Origin of the sequence: Micromonospora chaiyaphumensis (assembly GCF_900091435.1) — a bacterium.
Lineage (GTDB): Bacteria > Actinomycetota > Actinomycetes > Mycobacteriales > Micromonosporaceae > Micromonospora > Micromonospora chaiyaphumensis.
Window position 1 is genome coordinate 108,063 of the sequence record NZ_FMCS01000002.1, and the last position, 15,483, is coordinate 123,545.

The window sequence follows — 15,483 nt, forward strand, 5'->3', positions numbered from 1 at the left end:
CGGAAACGTCGCCTCAGCGCGGGTGGTTCGGATCCTCCCGGTCGAAGCGCTGGGTCCGGTCGCCGTCCGGCGGGGCCGGCTGGCCCGGGTCGGCCGGCTGGCGCGGGATCGCCTGGGTCGGGTCGGCCGACGGCGGCTGGCCGAACGGCGGCGCGGGGTGCGGGGCACCGCCGTACGGAGGCGCCGGCTGCGGGGCACCGCCGTACGGGGGCGCGGACTGCGGGCCGGGCTGCGGGGCGCCGAACGGCGGGCTCGACTGCGGGGCGTGCGGCGGGGCGGCGTTGAACGGCGGCGCCGACTGCGGCGGGCCGTACGGGCCGGGCTGCGGGTAGCCGCCCGGCTGCTGGGGCGCGCCCGGGTAACCGCCCGGGGCGGGGTAGCCACCGGGCTGCTGCGGCCAGCCGGGCTGCGCCTGGCCGTAGACACCGGGCTGCGGCTTGGGCTTCGGGACGTAGTAGAGGGTGCGCCAGATTTTGAACACCACGAACGCGGCGACCGCGAAGACGGCCAGCCAGGCCACCCGGGTCAGCAGGCCGAGGAAGGCGTCCAGCACCTCGCCGTCGGCGAGCCGGCCGACCAGCCAGATCAGGAAGGTCAGCGCGCCGAACACCGCGGCGACCGCGTACTCGACGAGCGCCACCTGGGTGATCAGTTTCGCCTTCGGCAGCACCGGGCGGACGTGGGTGGCGAGCAGCACGGCCAGCACCGGCAGGACGGTCGACTCCAGGCCGACGAAGGCGAAGAAGGTGCTCCCGGCCCGGCCGCTGAACGTGCTGTAGTCGTCGACCGGCACCAGCAGGCGCAGCAGGCCGACGAAGAGCAGCACGGCGTTCGCGCCGAGCAGGACGAGCGCGGCCAGTTCGCGCAGCGGCTTGGTCAACTGGCTGGCCTGCGTGGTCTCGCCGGACGCGGGCTCGGCGGGGCTGGTCACGGACTCCCCCTGGGGATGAAAACGGACAGTTGCCGACGTGAGCCTAGTCTCCCCGGCCACCGGGCGATCGACGGCCATGCGTGCGGAAGGATGGACGTCATGCGCATCGTGGTTCTGACCGGCGGCATCGGGGGCGCCCGGTTCCTGCTCGGCGTCCGGGCGTACGCCCGGGAGGTGGGGGCCGAGGTCACCGCCGTGGTCAACGTCGGCGACGATCTGCTGCTGCACGGGCTGAAGGTCTGTCCCGACCTGGACAGCGTGATGTACACGCTGGGCGGCGGCGCCGACCCGGAGCGGGGCTGGGGCCGGGTGGGCGAGACCTGGACGGTCAAGTCCGAGCTGGCCGCGTACGGCGCCGAGCCGGCCTGGTTCGGCCTGGGCGACAAGGACCTCGCCACCCACCTGGTGCGCACCACCATGCTCAACGGTGGCTACCCGCTGTCCCAGGTCACCGAGGCGCTGGCCACCCGCTGGCAGCCCGGCGTACGCCTGCTGCCGGCCACCGACGACCGGCTGGAGACCCACGTCGTGGTCGACCTCGACGGCGGCCAGCGGGCGATCCACTTCCAGGAGTGGTGGGTACGCCACCGGGCGGACCTGCCGACGCACCGCTTCGTCTTCGTCGGCGCGGAGGCCGCGAAGCCGGCGCCCGGGGTGCTGGAGGCGATCCGCGCCGCCGACGTGGTGCTCGTGGCGCCCAGCAACCCGGTGGTCAGCGTCGCCCCGATCCTGGCCGTGCCGGGGCTGCGCGACGCGGTCGCCGACGGGCCGGCCCCGGTCGTCGGGGTGTCCCCCGTCATCGGCGGCGCCCCGGTCCGCGGCATGGCCGACCGCTGCCTGTCCGTGCTCGGCGTCGAGTGCAGCGCGGCCGGGGTGGGCGGCCTCTACGGCGGCCGTTCGGCGGGGGGCATTCTCGACGGCTGGCTGGTCGCGCCCGAGGACGAGGGCACCGTGGTGCCGGAGGTGACCGTGCGCGCGGCGCCGCTGCGGATGACCGACGAGGCGGCGACGACGGCCATGGTCCGAGCCGCGTTGGAGCTGATGTGAGGCTGGAGATCCTGCCGGTGCTCGGCATCGGCGATGTGACCGAGGGCGACGACCTGGCAGCGCTGATCGCCACCGCCGCGCCCTGGCTGCGCGACGGCGACGTGCTGGTGGTGACCAGCAAGGTCGTGTCGAAGGCGGAGGGGCGGCTGGTCGACGTGCCGGCCGACGGGCCCGACCGGGTCGCTGCCCGGGACGAGGTGCTGGCCGGGGAGACCGCCCGGGTGGTGGCCGCCCGCGGCGCGACCCGCATCGTGCAGACCCACCACGGGTTCGTGATGGCCTCCGCCGGCATCGACGCGTCCAACGTGGACAAGACGCGGCTGGTGCTGCTGCCCGTGGACCCGGACGCCTCCGCCCGCGCGCTGCGATCCACGCTCCGCGAGCGGTACGACCTCGACGTCGCGGTCATCGTCAGCGACACCATGGGCCGGCCGTGGCGCAACGGGCTCACCGACGTGGCGCTTGGCGTGGCCGGCATGCCGGCGATCCGCGACCACCGGGGCGAGATCGACCCCTACGGCAACGAACTCCACCTCACCCAGATGGCCGTGGTGGACGAACTGGCCGGCGCCGGCGAACTGATCAAGGGCAAGTGCGACCAGGTGCCGGTCGCGGTGATCCGCGGTTACCTGGGCGAGACCCGGGACGACGACGAGGGCGCCCGGGCGCTGGTCCGGGACGCGTCGCTGGACCTCTTCTCTCTGGGCACCGCCGAGGCGCGTGCCGCCGGCCTGCGGGAGGCCGCCACCCTGGCCGACGGCCCCGGCCCGAGCCCGGCCGACCCGGCCGCCGTCGACCGGGCGATCGCCGCGGTCGCCGGCGTGGTCGCGCCCGGCACCGTCCTCACCCACGTCACCGACCACGAGGTACGCGCCGGGCTGGTCGCCACCGTGCCCGGCTGGCCGGCGTCGGCGACCGGCCTGATCCTCGGCGCGCCGCCCGCCCCGGTCGACCCGGCGGACCTGGTCCGTTTCGGCGCCGACCTGCAACGACTGCGCACCGCGCTGGCCGCCGAGGGGATCTCGTCGGCGCTGCTTCCCCCTCCGCCGGGAAGCACCGCGAGCGCGGCCCTCGCCGTCTGACCCGGCGCGCCACCGCCGGCCTGATCCCGGCGGAGCGCCGCGGGCGGCGGTCAGGCGTCGAGGACGGCGCGGCCGAGCGGGGTCAGGGTGTGCAGGACCGTGTTGCGGTCACGGTGGCTGACCAGCAGGCCGGCGTTGCGCAGCACGGTGGTGTGCTGGCTGGCCGCGGCCGCGGAGATGCCCAGCCGGCGGGCCACCTCACCGGTGGTGCAGCCCTCGTCGGCGGCCTCCAGCACGCCCGCCCGGGTCCGGCCGAGCAGGGCGGCCAGCGCCTCCCGCTGGGCGGCGTCGGCGTCACCGCGGGGGCCGCCGCCCGGCTCGGGCATGAGACCGCCGAGCCGGTCGACGGGATAGACCAGCACCGGCGGCAGGCTCGGGTCGAGGAGCGCGACCGGGGTGCGCGCGCAGAAGAACGAGGGGACCAGCAGCAGCCCCCGCCCGTCGAGGTGCAGTTCCCGGCTGTCCGGGTAGTCGAGCACCTCCAGCACGCCGTCGGCCCAGCGCATGCTCGGCCGCAGGCTGGCCAGCAGCCCTTCGGCGCCGCCGTCGAGCATGGCCCGGGCGCGGCGGGCCCGGTCCGCCTCCACAGCGGCCTGGATCCGCGGCCAGTACGGGGTGACGGCCAGCGACTGGTACCGGACCATCGAGTCGGTCAGGTGGCGCAGCACCTCGGGCTCACCGCGGGCCAGCGCGCTCGCCGACGACGGCAGCAGGTTCTCCTCGGCGAGCAGGGTGAGGTCGCGGCGGAGCAGGTCGACCGGGGTGCCCCGGACCGCGTCCAGCCCGGCGTCCAGGCCGTCCTTGCTGGCGTACGGGGTGAGGAAGTCGGGGAAGTAGCCGCGGGGCGGGTTGAGGGCGAGCAGCAGCCGGTAGTCCTCGGCCGCGGTGTCCGTCCGCAGCCCGTGGGCCACGGTGCGTCGCCACGCGGTCAGCAGCGGGTCACGCCCGCGGCCCTGAAGCAGGTGCAGGCTGAGGACCAGTTCCCACACGGGGTCCGCGGCAGGGGCCACCCTGGTCCGCAGGATGTCCTCGCGGGAGAAAATGACCTTCAGCATGGAGCTCTCCCGGGCGGACCGAGGGAGTGCCCGCCACCCTGAGCACTGTACCCGCCGGTACTTATCTCCATCTTTAAGCGTGGGATGAAAAACCTCGACGGTGCCCGGCCGGGTTGGGCAGACTTCCCCTTGCCCGCCGATGCCGGGGCACGGCACCGCCGACCCCGGTCGTCGCTCAGCGGGCGCGCCGGTCGGCCGGACGGCACCACGAGGGTCTGCGGCTGTTCTCCGTAGAGGTGTCGTCCGGCGACCGCTCAACCGAGCCAGAGCGCCACGCGGTGGTCCTCGTCGGTCACGTACCAGCAGCGCCCGTCCAGCTCGGCCAGCCCCTCCACGTGGTGGAACGGCGCCAGGTCGGCCACCAGCTTCCCCGCCACCCGGGCGTCCGGGCCGACGTCGTGCCGGAACCGCACGTGCCGGGAGGTCACCGGGCCGCCGTGCGGGTGGTCGTCCAGCAGCACCGAGCCCTTGCCCACGGCGTCGATCGAGCCGATCACCGCCGCGTAGCCCCCGTCCGGCGTCGGCGCGACGGCCCGGAAGCCGGTCAGCGCGCCCGCCGGGGTCACCCCGGTCAGGGCGTACGCCCCGAGGGCGCGCGGCCAGCCGGGCTGGGCGCCGAACATGTCCGGCACCCCGGCCAGCTCGACCAGGATCGGCTCGCCCTCGGCGGTCACCGGGAAACGCAGCCCGAGCAGCGCCGTCCCCGCCGGGGTGAACGCCGCCGCCTCGATGTTGATCGGCAGGTCGTCCTCGGCCAGCCGGCTCACCCAGCTCTTGGCCCGGGCGGTGCCCCGGGCCAGGGTCTCCACGATGAACCGCTGCCGGACGCGCTCCCCCGCCGGCAGCAGGGTCAGCGGCGCGGCGGCGAGCGCGTCGTTGACCGCCCGGTGCAGCCGGAACCGGTTGCGCACCACCTGCAGCGGCAGCGTTCCCCGTGCGGCGTCGTCCTCCCGGAACCGGGCCACGAACGCCCGGCGGGGGCGCAGCGGGCCGGCCTTCGAGCCGAAGTGCGAGCCGAAGACGTAGACCCAGCCGTCGTGGTGGGCGAGCGCCTCACCGTCCTCGGTGCGGCCGTTCTCCCGGCCCGCGTCGGCGGTCACGTGGTGCGCCACCCACTCGCCGTCCGTGCGCTCCAGCAGCACGGCCAGGCACCGCTCCACCGGGCCCTCGTCGAGGACGGTCCAGAAGCCCCGGCGGGCGCCGTGGGCGCGCAGCAGCGCCGGGGAGCGGACGGGAAGCAGGTCGCTGGCCTCGTTGCCGGCCACGACGAACTCGACGAGTCGCAGGGTCACCCGGCCAGGGTACGAAGGGCGCGCCCGTACAGTGGCGGGGTGCCGGACACCGAGACGTACGCCGACCTGCACGCCGACGCCACCGCGGTGCTGAGCCGCTGGACGGCGACCAGCGCGGCGGCCGCCGCGAACCGGGACCGGACGCTGGCGCTGCTGGCGGCCGGACCGGTGGCGCTGAGCCGGGCGCACCGGCCCGGGCACGTCACGGCCAGCGCGCTGGTGCTCGACCCGACCGGCGCCCGGGTGCTGCTCTGCCTGCACGGCAGGTTCCGCAAGTGGGTGCAGCTCGGCGGGCACTGCGAGCCGGGCGACCGGACCCTGGCGGCCGCCGCCCTGCGCGAGGCCACCGAGGAGTCCGGTATCGCCGGCCTGGTGGTCGACCCGGAGCCGATCGACGTGGACATCCACCCGGTGGCCTGCCAGGGCGGCTCGCTGCACTACGACGTCCGGTTCGCCGTGCTGGCCCCGGCGGGGGCGACCGAGCGGGTCAGCGCCGAGTCGGAGGCGCTGGGCTGGTTCCCGCCCGACCGGCTGCCCGAGCCGCTGGCCGACGGGACCGTCCAGCTGGTGGCGCCGGCGCTGGCCACGCTGGCCCGGCGGGCGGCCGGCTGAGCCGGCGCCCGCTCAGACCAACCCCTCCTCGCCGCGCTCCTTGAGCTCGTCGACGACCTTCTTCACGTCCTGCGCGCGGTCGCGCGGGCACACCAGCAGGGCGTCCGGGGTGTCCACCACGATGAGGTCGTGCACGCCGATGGCGGCCACCAGCCGGCCGGACTGCGGCACCACCACCAGGCCGCTGGTGTCCCGCAGCAGCACGCCGGGCTTGGCGTCGCCGCCCAGCACCACGTTGCCGGCGGCGTCGGCGGGAAGGACCTCGCCGAGGGTGTGGAAGTCACCCACGTCGTTCCAGCCGAAGTCGCCCGGGACGGTCGCCACCCGCCCGGCGGTCGCCGCCCCCTCCATCACCGCGTAGTCGACGGAGATCTTCGGCAGGGTCGGCCAGACCGTGCCGAGGACGTCGTCCTGCTCCGGGGTGCCCCACGCCGCCGCGATCGCGGTGATCCCCGCGTGCAGGGCCGGCTGCTGCCGGGCCAGCTCGGCCAGGAAGACGTCCACCCGCCAGACGAACATGCTCGCGTTCCAGAGGTGCCGGCCGGAACGCACGTAGCCCTCGGCCACCTCGGCGGCCGGCTTCTCCTTGAACTCGATCACCGGGCGCAGCGGGCCGTCGCCCACCGGCTCGCCGGTCTCCAGGTAGCCGTAGCCGGTCTCGGGCCGGGTCGGGGTGATGCCCACGGTCATCAGCGAACCCTGCTCGGCGCCGCGGATCGCCTGCCGGACCACCTCGGCCCAGCGCGCCGGGTCGCCGATCAGGTGGTCGGCGGCGAACGAGCCCATCACCGCCTCCGGCTCGCGCTCGGCGATCACGGCGGCGGCCAGCGCGATGGCCGCGCAGGAGTCCCGGGGGGAGGGCTCGACGAGGATGTTCTCCTCCGGCACGCCCGCCAGTTGCCGGGCCACCGCCGCGACGTGCGCGGCCCCGGTGACCACCAGTGTGCGCTCGGGTGTGGTCAGCGGTGCCAGCCGGTCGACCGTCGCCTGGAGCAGCGAGGCCGGGGTGCCGGTCAGCGGGTGGAGGAACTTGGGGTGGCCGGCACGGGACAGTGGCCACAACCTCGTGCCACTGCCCCCCGCCGGGATGACGGCGTAGAACATCAGCACATCATGCCCGAACCGCCGTGCTACGGGCCCCGTGTCGGGCGTACCCGCAGGTGACACTCAGGAACGCGCACGGCTCCAGGCGGCGATGTGCACCTCGGCGCTGGACTCCCAGGTGAATTCCTTGGCCCGGTCGAAACCGGCCTTGGCCAGGGAGAGCCGGCGCTGCTCGTCGTCGAGCAGCGCGGTCAGGTCGGTGGCGATCTGGTCCGGGTCCTCGCTGGTGTAGGCCACGGCGTCGCCGCCCACCTCGGGCAGGGAGAGCCGCGGGGTGGTGAGCACCGGCGCCGCGCACGCCATCGCCTCCAGGATGGGCAGCCCGAAGCCCTCGCCATAGGACGGGTAGGCGGCGACCAGCGCGCCGCCGAGGAAGCCGGGCAGGTCGGCGTAGCGCAGGTAGCCCGGGCGGAGCAGCCGCAGGTGCGACGGCACCTCGGCGACCGCGCGGTCGATGTCGTCGTCGTGCCCCTGGCCGCCGGCGATGACCAGCGCGGGCGGGTTCTCCCGCTCGGCCACCGCGCGGGCCCAGCCGCGGATCAGGTTGGGGACGTTCTTGCGCGGCTCCTTCGCCCCGAGGAACGCGACGTAGCTGCTGCTGCCCAGCCCGAGGCGGGCCCGGACCCGGGCCTTCTCCTCCTCGCTCGGCGCGTGGAAGGCCGCCTGGTCGACCCCGTGGTAGGCCACGTCGATCCGGGTCGGGTCGGCGTCCAGCAGGCGGATCAGCTCGTCCCGGGTGGCCTTGCTCGGCACGATCACCCGGTCGGCGCGGCGCAGCGAGGTTTTGATCGCGCTGCGGAAGAACGTGCGGCGCGACTTGTCGTAGTGCTCCGGCTCGGTGAAGAAGGTCGCGTCGTGCACGGTGACCGTGACCGGGCAGCCGGCCCGCAGCGGGCAGGTGTAGAAGGGCGAGTGCAGCACCTCGGCGCCCACCTGCTGAGCGAGCAGCGGCAGGCCGGTCTGCTCCCAGGCGAGCCGGGCCGGGCGGTGGGCGACGGCCGCCGGGGCGGGGATCACCTCGGCGCCGGGCAGCATGCGGGTGTAGCGCTCCAGGTCGGTGCGGAGGCTCACCACGGCCAGGTCGACGCCGGAGCCGCAGACCCGGCCCAGGGCGCCGAGCAGGCCGTCGACGTATCTACCGACGCCGCCTCGGTCGGCGGGGACACTCGTGGCGTCGATGAGCACGCGGGGCGGGCGACCGGCGGTCACGGGGCGACTCCTCAGGCTGGCGCGTCTGTGGGGAACAACACTGTCGGCAAGCCTACGCCGGGCCGGGTGCCCGACGCTGACTGCGACCCGACGGTACGCCGACTTGTCGTTGTCATCGAGTACGCGTCCCGGGCGCGTATCGTTCGCGCCGATGGCCGACAACATTGCCCGGGTGTTCGCCGACGCGATCGCGCCCGATCCCGCCCGCCCGCTGCTGACCTGGTACGACGACGCCACCGGCGAGCGCACCGAACTCTCCGGCGCGACGCTGGCGAACTGGGTGGCCAAGACGGCCAACCTGCTCGTCGACGAGGCCGCCCTCGCCCCCGGCGACACGGCCGCGGTGCTGCTGCCGCCGCACTGGCAGACCGCCGCCGTGCTGCTCGGCTGCTGGTCGGCGAAGCTGACCGTGGCCGAGGCGCCGGGCGACGTGGACGTGCTCTTCGCGGCCGCCGGCCGGGCCGACGAGGCGGGCGACTGGCCGGCCGGCGAGCGCTACGCGCTGGCCCTGGACCCGTTCGCGCTGCCCCTGCGGGAGGTGCCGGCCGGCTTCGCCGACTTCGTCTCGGCGGTACGCGCGCACGGCGACCACTTCACCCCGTACCCCGAGGGTGGCGAGGACGACGCGGCGCTGCTGGACCGCGCGGAGGCCCGGGCCGCGGAGCTGTGCCTCACGCCCGGCGACCGGCTCCTGGTCGACGTGACCCGGCATCCCGACCCCGTCGACTGGCTGCTGGCCCCGCTCACGGCCGGCGCCACCCTGGTCGCCTGCGCCAACCCGGACCCGGCCCGACTGGACGCCCGCACCGCGACGGAGAAGGTCACCCGGGCCCTGACCTGACCCCGGTCAGGCGGGGGTCGGGTGGTCCGGCGCGGCGCTGGGCGAAGGCGGCGAAGGCGGTCAGCGACTCCGGGTTGGCCAGGGCGCCCTTGGCCGCGGCGTGGTCCACCGGGGTGCCGGTGAGGATCTTCTTGACCGGCACCTCGAGCTTCTTCGCCGAGAGGGTGCGCGGGACGGCCCGGACCTGGTGGATCTCGTCGGGGACGTGCCGCGGCGACAGCGCGGTCCGCAGCTCCCGGCAGATCTTGCGCCGCAGCTCGTCGTTCAGCTCCAGGCCCTCGGCGAGCACCACGAAGAGCAGCAGCTCGCCGGCCCCGCCCTCGTCGTCCTCCAGGTGCACCACGACGGAGTCGACGACCTCGTCGAGCCCCTCGACCACCGAGTAGAACTCGGCCGTGCCGAGCCGGACGCCGCCCCGGTTGAGGGTGGCGTCGGAGCGGCCGGTGATCACGCAGCCGCCGCGCTCGTTGACGGTGATCCAGTCGCCGTGCCGCCAGACGCCCGGGTAGACCTCGAAGTACGCCTCCCGGTAGCGGGAGCCGTCGGTGTCGTTCCAGAAGCCCACCGGCATGCTCGGCATCGGCTCGGTGATCACCAGCTCGCCGAGCTGGCCGATCACCGGGGTGCCGTCGGCCGAACGCGCCTCCACCTTCGCGCCGAGCGCCCGGCAGGTGATCTCCCCGGCGTGCACCGGCAGCAGCGGCACGCCGCCGACGAAGCCGGTGCAGACGTCCGTGCCGCCGGAGAGCGACTGGAGCTGGAGGCGGTCGCCGACGGTCTCGTAGACCCAGGTGAAGCCCTCGGCGGGCAGCGGGGCGCCGGTCGACCCGACCCCGCGCAGCGCGGACAGGTCGGCGATCTCCTGCGGGACCAGCCCGGCCTTGCGGCAGGCCAGCAGGAACGGCGCCGAGGTGCCGAAGTAGGTGGTGCCGGTCTCCGCCGCCAGCCGCCACAGCGCGCCCAGGTCGGGGTGGCCCGGGTTGCCGTCGAACAGCACGATGGCCGTGCCCACCGCCGGCCCGGAGACCAGGAAGTTCCACATCATCCAGCCGGTGGTGGTGAACCAGAAGAACCGGTCGGCCGGGCCCAGGTCGTGGTGCAGCGCCAGCATCTTCAGGTGCTCCAGCAGGATGCCGCCGTGGCCGTGCACGATCGGCTTGGGCAGCCCGGTGGTGCCGGACGAGTAGAGCACGTAGAGCGGGTGGTCGAAGGGCACCGGGGTGAAGGCCAGCGGCTCGTCGGTCTCCGCGGCCAGTTCCGCCCAGGACAGGGCGCCCTCCGGGGGCGCGCCGGCCGGGTCGAGATACGGGATGGCGACGGTGTGCCGCAGCGACGGCAGGGCGGCCCGGATGGCGGCCACCTCGGCGCGCCGGTCGACCGGCTTGTCGCCGTAGCGGTAGCCGTCGACCGCCACCAGCACCGTGGGCTCGATCTGCTGCCAGCGGTCGGTCACGCTGCGGGTGCCGAACTCGGGCGCGCAGGAGGAGAAGATCGCCCCGAGGCTGGCGGTGGCGAGCAGCAGGACGTAGGTCTCCGGGATGTTCGGCGCGTACGCCGCCACCCGGTCGCCCTGCCCCACGCCGAGCCGGCGCAGGCCGGCCGCCACCCGGCGGACCTGGTCGCGCAACTGCGCGGCGGTCAGCGTCTCCGGCGCGCGGGTCTGCCCGTGCGCGATCACGACCGGGTCGTCGTCGCCCCGGCCGGGCATCCGCAGCACGTTCTCGGCGTAGTTGAGGGTGGCGCCGGGGAACCAGCGGGTGCCCGGCATGGTCCGGTCGGTGAGCGTGGCGGTCGGCGGGGTGTGTGCCACCACCTCGAAGTAGTCCCAGATCGACTGCCAGAAGGCGTCCAGGTCGGTGACCGACCACCGCCACAGCGCGTCGTAGTCGGCGAACTCCAGCCCCCGGTGCGCGGCCAGCCAGCGCAGGTAGTCGCCGATCCGGGACCGCTCGCGCACGTCGGCCGGCGGCGTCCACAGCACGTCACCCACTGTTCCACCCTCCCTGAGGCCCGTCACCACACTGTGCATGGGCCGTGGCGCCATCTTGCCCTACCTCGCGAGGCCATTCTCCGCACCGGGTGCCGGTGACGGGGCGTGGCCGGCCCACACGCCCGGGTCGCGGGGTGTGTGGGCCGGCCCCGGTCAGCCGGCCCGGTGGGCCTGGATCGCGCGGCGGCGGGCCAGCCGGTGGGCCCGGCGGATCTCCGCCTCCCGGTAGCGCCGCTCGTCCTCCGCGGTCTCCGGCAGCACCGGCCGGACCGGCCGCGGCGCGCCGCCCACGTCCACACCCACGAACACGAGGTACGCCGTGGCGACCCGGACCGGCTCGTCCTCGGCCGAGTCCCAGCGCTCGGCGACCACCCTCACCCCGACCTCCATGGAGGTGTTGCCGGTCCAGTTGACCTGGGCGTGCGCGTGCACCAGGTCGCCCACGCGGACCGGCTCCGAGAAGACGATCTCGTCGATCGAGGCGGTCACCGCGGTGCCGCCGCTGTGCCGGGCCGCCGCCGCACCGGCCACGTCGTCGACGAACTTCATCAGTACCCCACCGTGCACGGTCCCGTACAGATTGACATCGACAGCGGTCATGATGCGACTCAGCGTGACGCGCGAGTACGAGGTCGGCTTGCCCGGCGGGGCGGAGGGGTGATCTGTCATGCCGAAAACGGTACGGTGCGCGGATGCGACATCTCTGGAGCTTCCTCGCCGGGTTGGTGGTGGCGCCCGTCACCTGGGTGCTCGTCACGCTCGGTCAGGACGGATCTGGGCGCACCGTCCACCGCTGGGTCGAGATCGGTACGTACAGCACGCCCAACCTGATCGAGCCGGCCGTCTACCTGGGCGTCGCCGGCATCCTGCTCGGCCTGCTCGGCACGCTGCGCTTCTCGCCGCTCGGCCCGGCCGTGGCCGGGCTGCTGCTCGTGGTCCCGTACCTCGGGCTGTTCGTCGCGCCCTTCACCGTGCGGGACCGGATCCCCGAGAGCTGGAAGATGCTCGGGGACCCGCTGCCGCTGCGCCAGCCGCTGGAGAACGGCACGCTGTTCCTCATCGGCATGCTGCTGCTGATGGCCGTGTTCAGCGGCCAGCGCTGGCGGCAGCGGGCGGCCGGGCCGGCCGAGGCGGAGCTGACCCCGGCCGGCGGGCCGGTCGAGCACAACCCCGCGCTCGGGGACTGGCCGCCGGCGGACCCGAAGAAGGACCTGACGAAGGACGGCGACACGGCCCCGCTCACGCTCGCCTATCCCGACACCCCCACCGAACCCCTGCCCCGCCGCACCGGCGGCGAGTCGCCGTGGTCCGCGCCCCCGCGCGCGACCACCCGGCCGGAGGGCACCACCGAGATCCGTTGACGACTGCGGGCGGGCCGGTCACCCGGCCCGCCCGCCCGATCGTCGCCGGAGCGCGTCAGCCCTTGAGCAGCTGGCGCGCCATGACGATGCGCTGCACCTGGTTCGTGCCCTCGTAGATTTGAGTGATCTTGGCGTCGCGCATCATCCGCTCGACCGGGTAGTCCCGGGTGTAGCCGTAGCCGCCGAGCAGCTGCACCGCGTCGGTGGTGATCTCCATGGCGGCGTCCGAGGCGAAGCACTTGGCCGCCGCGCCGAAGTAGGTCAGGTCGGCGTCGCCCCGCTCGGACTTGCCGGCGGCGGTGTAGGTGAGCTGCCGGGCCGCCTCCAGCTTCATGCCCATGTCGGCGACCATGAACTGGATGCCCTGGAAGTCGGCGACCGGCTTGCCGAACTGCTTGCGCTCCTGGATGTAGCCCTTGGCGTAGTCCAGCGCGCCCTGCGCGATGCCGACCGCCTGCGCGGCGATGGTCACCCGGGTGTGGTCGAGGGTCCGCATCGCGGTGGCGAAGCCGGTGCCCTCGGCGCCGATCATGCGGTCCGCCGGGATCCGGACGTTGTCGAAGTAGACCTCGCGGGTCGGGGAGCCCTTGATGCCGAGCTTCTTCTCCGGCGCGCCGAAGCTCACCCCGGCGTCGGACTTCTCCACCACGAAGGCCGAGATGCCCTTCGAGCGGGCTGTGGGATCGGTCACAGCGAAGACCGTGTAGTACTCCGAGACGCCCGCGTTGGTGATCCACCGCTTCACGCCGTTGAGCACCCAGTGGTCGCCGTCCCGGACCGCCTTGGTGGTCATCGAGGCGGCGTCGCTGCCCGCCTCGGGCTCGGAGAGGCAGTAGGAGAACATGGCGTCGCCCGCCGCCACCGGGGTCAGGTACTTCCGCTTCAGCTCCTCGGAGCCGGCCAGGATCAGCGGCATGGTGCCCAGCTTGTTCACGGCCGGGATCAGCGAGGACGAGGCGCAGGCGCGGGCCACCTCCTCGATCACGATGGCCGTGGCCAGCGCGTCCGCGCCGGCGCCGCCGTACTCGACCGGGATGTGCGGGGCGTGGAAGTCGGCGGCCCGCAGCGCGTCGTACGACGCCTTCGGGAACTCACCCGTCTCATCCGCCTCAGCGGCGTGCGGAGCGACCTTCGCCGCACAGACCTCCCGGACCGCCTCCCGGATCGCCTCGTGCTCCTCGGGCAACCGGTAGACGTCGAACGACTGCTCTGCGGGCATGTGGGCCCTCCCCTTTCACCGCTATCATGCGCAGTCTGTGGCGCCCGGGAGGCCGCCGACTGCCGCAGACTGAAGGATAGCCACCAGGGTTCAGCCGGACCTTACCGGCGGGTAGGCTCGCGCAGGAGCGGGGGCGACAGGCCACTACTACCCTCACACACAAGACGAGAGAGTTCCCTCGGTGCCGGCCCTGGCGCCCCAGCCGAATGCGACGCAAGGAAGCGCCGCCAGTGCGAGCGGAGAAGACAGGCGTGACGATCCCGTACCCGAACACCCAGCCGATGCCCGCCATCGCCGCGGTGACACCGCCCTCCGGCGCGGCCCGACCCCGGGTGACGTTCCTGGGCACCGGCTACCTCGGCGCGACGTACGCCATCTGCTACGCCGAGCTGGGCTACGAGGTGCTCGGCTTCGACGTCGACGCGGACAAGATCGCGAAGCTGAACGCCGGCGAGGTGCCGATCCACGAGCCCGGCCTGGACGAGCTGCTCCGCCGCAACCTGGCCGCCGGCCGGCTCCGCTTCAGCACCGACATCCAGGAGACCGCCGACTTCGGCGACGTGCACTTCATCTGCGTCGGCACCCCGCAGCGGGCCGACGGGATGGGCGCCGACCTGTCCTACGTCGAGGCGTCGGTGACCAGCCTCGCCCAGCACCTGACCCGCAAGGCGCTGATCGTCGGCAAGTCGACCGTGCCGGTGGGCACCGCCGAGTGGGTGGAGCAGCTCGTCGGCAAGCACAGCCCGGCCGACCTGGGCGTCGAGGTGGCCTGGAGCCCCGAGTTCCTCCAGGAGGGCTTCGCCGTCGACGACGTGCTGCGACCCAACCGGATCGTGGTCGGGGTCAAGAGCGAGTGGGCCAACGGCATGCTCTACGCCGCCCACAAGGGCGTCTTCGACCTGGCCGCCACCGAGGACCGCGAGGTGCCGCTGGTGGTCACCGACTTCGCCACCGCGGAGCTGGTCAAGGTCGCCGCGAACGCCTTCCTGGCCACCAAGATCTCCTTCATCAACGCCATGGCCGAGGTCTGCGAGGCCGCCGGCGGCGACATCACCCAGCTCGCCCGCTCGATCGGCTACGACCCCCGGATCGGCAACCGCTTCCTCCAGGCCGGCCTCGGCTTCGGCGGCGCCTGCCTGCCCAAGGACATCCGGGCCTTCCAGGCCCGCGCCCAGGAGCTCGGCGCCGGTGAGGCGCTGCGCTTCCTGCACGAGGTCGACCTGATCAACCTGCGCCGGCGGACCCGGGTGATCCAGCTCGCCGCCGACCTGCTCGGCCGCCGCTCCGGCCCCGCCGGCCCGGACCTCTCCGGCACCCGGATCGCCGTCCTCGGCGCCACCTTCAAGCCGAACACCGACGACGTGCGGGACGCCCCGGCCCTCGCCGTCGCCGCGCTGCTCGGCAAGGCCGGCGCCGACGTGCGCGTCTTCGACCCGCAGGGCGTGGAGAACGCCCGCCGGGCCGTGCCCGAGCTGACCTACGAGACGACCATGAACGACGCCGTCCGCGACGCCGACCTGGTCTGCGTCCTCACCGAGTGGGCCGAGTTCCGCAACGCCGACCCGGTCGCCCTCGGCGAACTGGTCAGCGGCCGCAAGGTGGTCGACGGCCGCAACTGCCTGGACTCCACACTGTGGACGCAGGCCGGGTGGGAGTACCGCGGCATGGGCCGCCCCTGACCCCCTGAAACCGTCGGCCGGCCGGCCGGGGACCCGTTCCCCGGCCGGCCGGCTCTTTTTG

Annotated in this window: 14 protein-coding genes; 6 read left to right on the forward strand and 8 right to left on the reverse strand. The window is 74.3% G+C overall.

Features of this window, described 5'->3' with window-relative positions; genetic code table 11:
• Positions 1-13: 13 nt before the first annotated feature.
• Positions 14-931, reverse strand: coding sequence for a hypothetical protein (locus GA0070214_RS06250; protein ID WP_091260126.1), 918 nt, complete (start codon positions 929-931; stop codon positions 14-16).
• A gap of 99 nt (positions 932-1,030) precedes the next feature.
• Between GA0070214_RS06250 and cofD the strand changes: the two genes are divergently transcribed.
• Both cofD and GA0070214_RS06260 read left to right on the forward strand, forming a co-directional pair.
• Entirely contained in the window at positions 1,031-1,978 is a 948-nt protein-coding gene (gene cofD / locus GA0070214_RS06255) for a 2-phospho-L-lactate transferase (RefSeq protein ID WP_091260128.1), read from the forward strand.
• On the forward strand, positions 1,975-3,060 hold the full coding sequence (locus tag GA0070214_RS06260; RefSeq protein WP_091260131.1) for a coenzyme F420-0:L-glutamate ligase: 1,086 nt from the start codon (positions 1,975-1,977) through the stop codon (positions 3,058-3,060). Before cofD ends, GA0070214_RS06260 begins: the two co-directional genes overlap by 4 nt.
• A gap of 50 nt (positions 3,061-3,110) precedes the next feature.
• On the opposite strand, the gene GA0070214_RS06265 is transcribed toward GA0070214_RS06260, so the two are convergent.
• Both GA0070214_RS06265 and GA0070214_RS06270 read right to left on the reverse strand, forming a co-directional pair.
• Positions 3,111-4,115 (reverse strand): ArsR/SmtB family transcription factor, encoded by a 1,005-nt coding sequence (locus tag GA0070214_RS06265; RefSeq protein ID WP_091260133.1) that lies wholly within the window; start codon positions 4,113-4,115, stop codon positions 3,111-3,113.
• 254 nt (positions 4,116-4,369) lie between these two features.
• Positions 4,370-5,407, reverse strand: a complete 1,038-nt coding sequence (locus GA0070214_RS06270) for a hypothetical protein (protein ID WP_091260137.1) — start codon at positions 5,405-5,407, stop codon at positions 4,370-4,372.
• Positions 5,408-5,446: 39 nt separating this feature from the next.
• Here GA0070214_RS06270 and GA0070214_RS06275 point away from each other — a divergent pair, with 39 nt between their 5' ends.
• A complete protein-coding gene (locus tag GA0070214_RS06275) occupies positions 5,447-6,019 on the forward strand; it encodes an NUDIX hydrolase (RefSeq protein WP_091260141.1) in 573 nt (190 codons plus the stop codon).
• 12 nt (positions 6,020-6,031) lie between these two features.
• Here GA0070214_RS06275 and GA0070214_RS06280 read toward each other — a convergent pair whose 3' ends face one another.
• A complete protein-coding gene (locus tag GA0070214_RS06280; RefSeq protein WP_091260142.1) occupies positions 6,032-7,123 on the reverse strand; it encodes a mannose-1-phosphate guanylyltransferase in 1,092 nt (363 codons plus the stop codon).
• Between the two features lie 63 nt (positions 7,124-7,186).
• Positions 7,187-8,332 carry a glycosyltransferase family 4 protein gene (locus GA0070214_RS06285; protein ID WP_091260144.1) on the reverse strand — a complete coding sequence of 382 codons (1,146 nt, stop codon included), beginning with the start codon at positions 8,330-8,332 and terminating at the stop codon, positions 7,187-7,189.
• 151 nt (positions 8,333-8,483) lie between these two features.
• Between GA0070214_RS06285 and GA0070214_RS06290 the strand changes: the two genes are divergently transcribed.
• On the forward strand, positions 8,484-9,173 hold the full coding sequence (locus GA0070214_RS06290) for a TIGR03089 family protein (protein WP_091260146.1): 690 nt from the start codon (positions 8,484-8,486) through the stop codon (positions 9,171-9,173).
• On the opposite strand, the gene GA0070214_RS06295 is transcribed toward GA0070214_RS06290, so the two are convergent.
• Both GA0070214_RS06295 and GA0070214_RS06300 read right to left on the reverse strand, forming a co-directional pair.
• The gene (locus GA0070214_RS06295) at positions 9,154-11,163 is read right to left on the reverse strand and encodes an acetoacetate--CoA ligase (protein ID WP_091260149.1); all 2,010 of its coding nucleotides are present in this window, start codon (positions 11,161-11,163) and stop codon (positions 9,154-9,156) included. The genes GA0070214_RS06290 and GA0070214_RS06295 overlap by 20 nt on opposite strands.
• A gap of 153 nt (positions 11,164-11,316) precedes the next feature.
• Positions 11,317-11,832, reverse strand: a complete 516-nt coding sequence (locus tag GA0070214_RS06300; RefSeq protein WP_091260152.1) for an acyl-CoA thioesterase — start codon at positions 11,830-11,832, stop codon at positions 11,317-11,319.
• A gap of 23 nt (positions 11,833-11,855) precedes the next feature.
• Between GA0070214_RS06300 and GA0070214_RS06305 the strand changes: the two genes are divergently transcribed.
• On the forward strand, positions 11,856-12,524 hold the full coding sequence (locus GA0070214_RS06305; protein WP_091260154.1) for a hypothetical protein: 669 nt from the start codon (positions 11,856-11,858) through the stop codon (positions 12,522-12,524).
• Between the two features lie 55 nt (positions 12,525-12,579).
• On the opposite strand, the gene GA0070214_RS06310 is transcribed toward GA0070214_RS06305, so the two are convergent.
• Complete coding sequence (locus GA0070214_RS06310) at positions 12,580-13,743, reverse strand: acyl-CoA dehydrogenase family protein (protein ID WP_091260157.1); 1,164 nt, start codon at positions 13,741-13,743, stop codon at positions 12,580-12,582.
• Between the two features lie 251 nt (positions 13,744-13,994).
• On the opposite strand from GA0070214_RS06310, the gene GA0070214_RS06315 reads away from it, so the two are divergent.
• Positions 13,995-15,422, forward strand: a complete 1,428-nt coding sequence (locus GA0070214_RS06315) for a UDP-glucose dehydrogenase family protein (protein WP_091260159.1) — start codon at positions 13,995-13,997, stop codon at positions 15,420-15,422.
• Positions 15,423-15,483 lie beyond the last annotated feature (61 nt).

Coding starts and splice junctions, on each gene's coding strand:
- GA0070214_RS06310 (WP_091260157.1), bottom strand. CDS start 13,743: ATGCCCGCAGAGCAGTCGTTCGACGTCTACCGGTTGCCCGAGGAGCAC.
- cofD (WP_091260128.1), top strand. CDS start 1,031: ATGCGCATCGTGGTTCTGACCGGCGGCATCGGGGGCGCCCGGTTCCTG.
- GA0070214_RS06280 (WP_091260142.1), bottom strand. CDS start 7,123: ATGTTCTACGCCGTCATCCCGGCGGGGGGCAGTGGCACGAGGTTGTGG.
- GA0070214_RS06265 (WP_091260133.1), bottom strand. CDS start 4,115: ATGCTGAAGGTCATTTTCTCCCGCGAGGACATCCTGCGGACCAGGGTG.
- GA0070214_RS06290 (WP_091260146.1), top strand. CDS start 8,484: ATGGCCGACAACATTGCCCGGGTGTTCGCCGACGCGATCGCGCCCGAT.
- GA0070214_RS06300 (WP_091260152.1), bottom strand. CDS start 11,832: ATGACAGATCACCCCTCCGCCCCGCCGGGCAAGCCGACCTCGTACTCG.
- GA0070214_RS06305 (WP_091260154.1), top strand. CDS start 11,856: ATGCGACATCTCTGGAGCTTCCTCGCCGGGTTGGTGGTGGCGCCCGTC.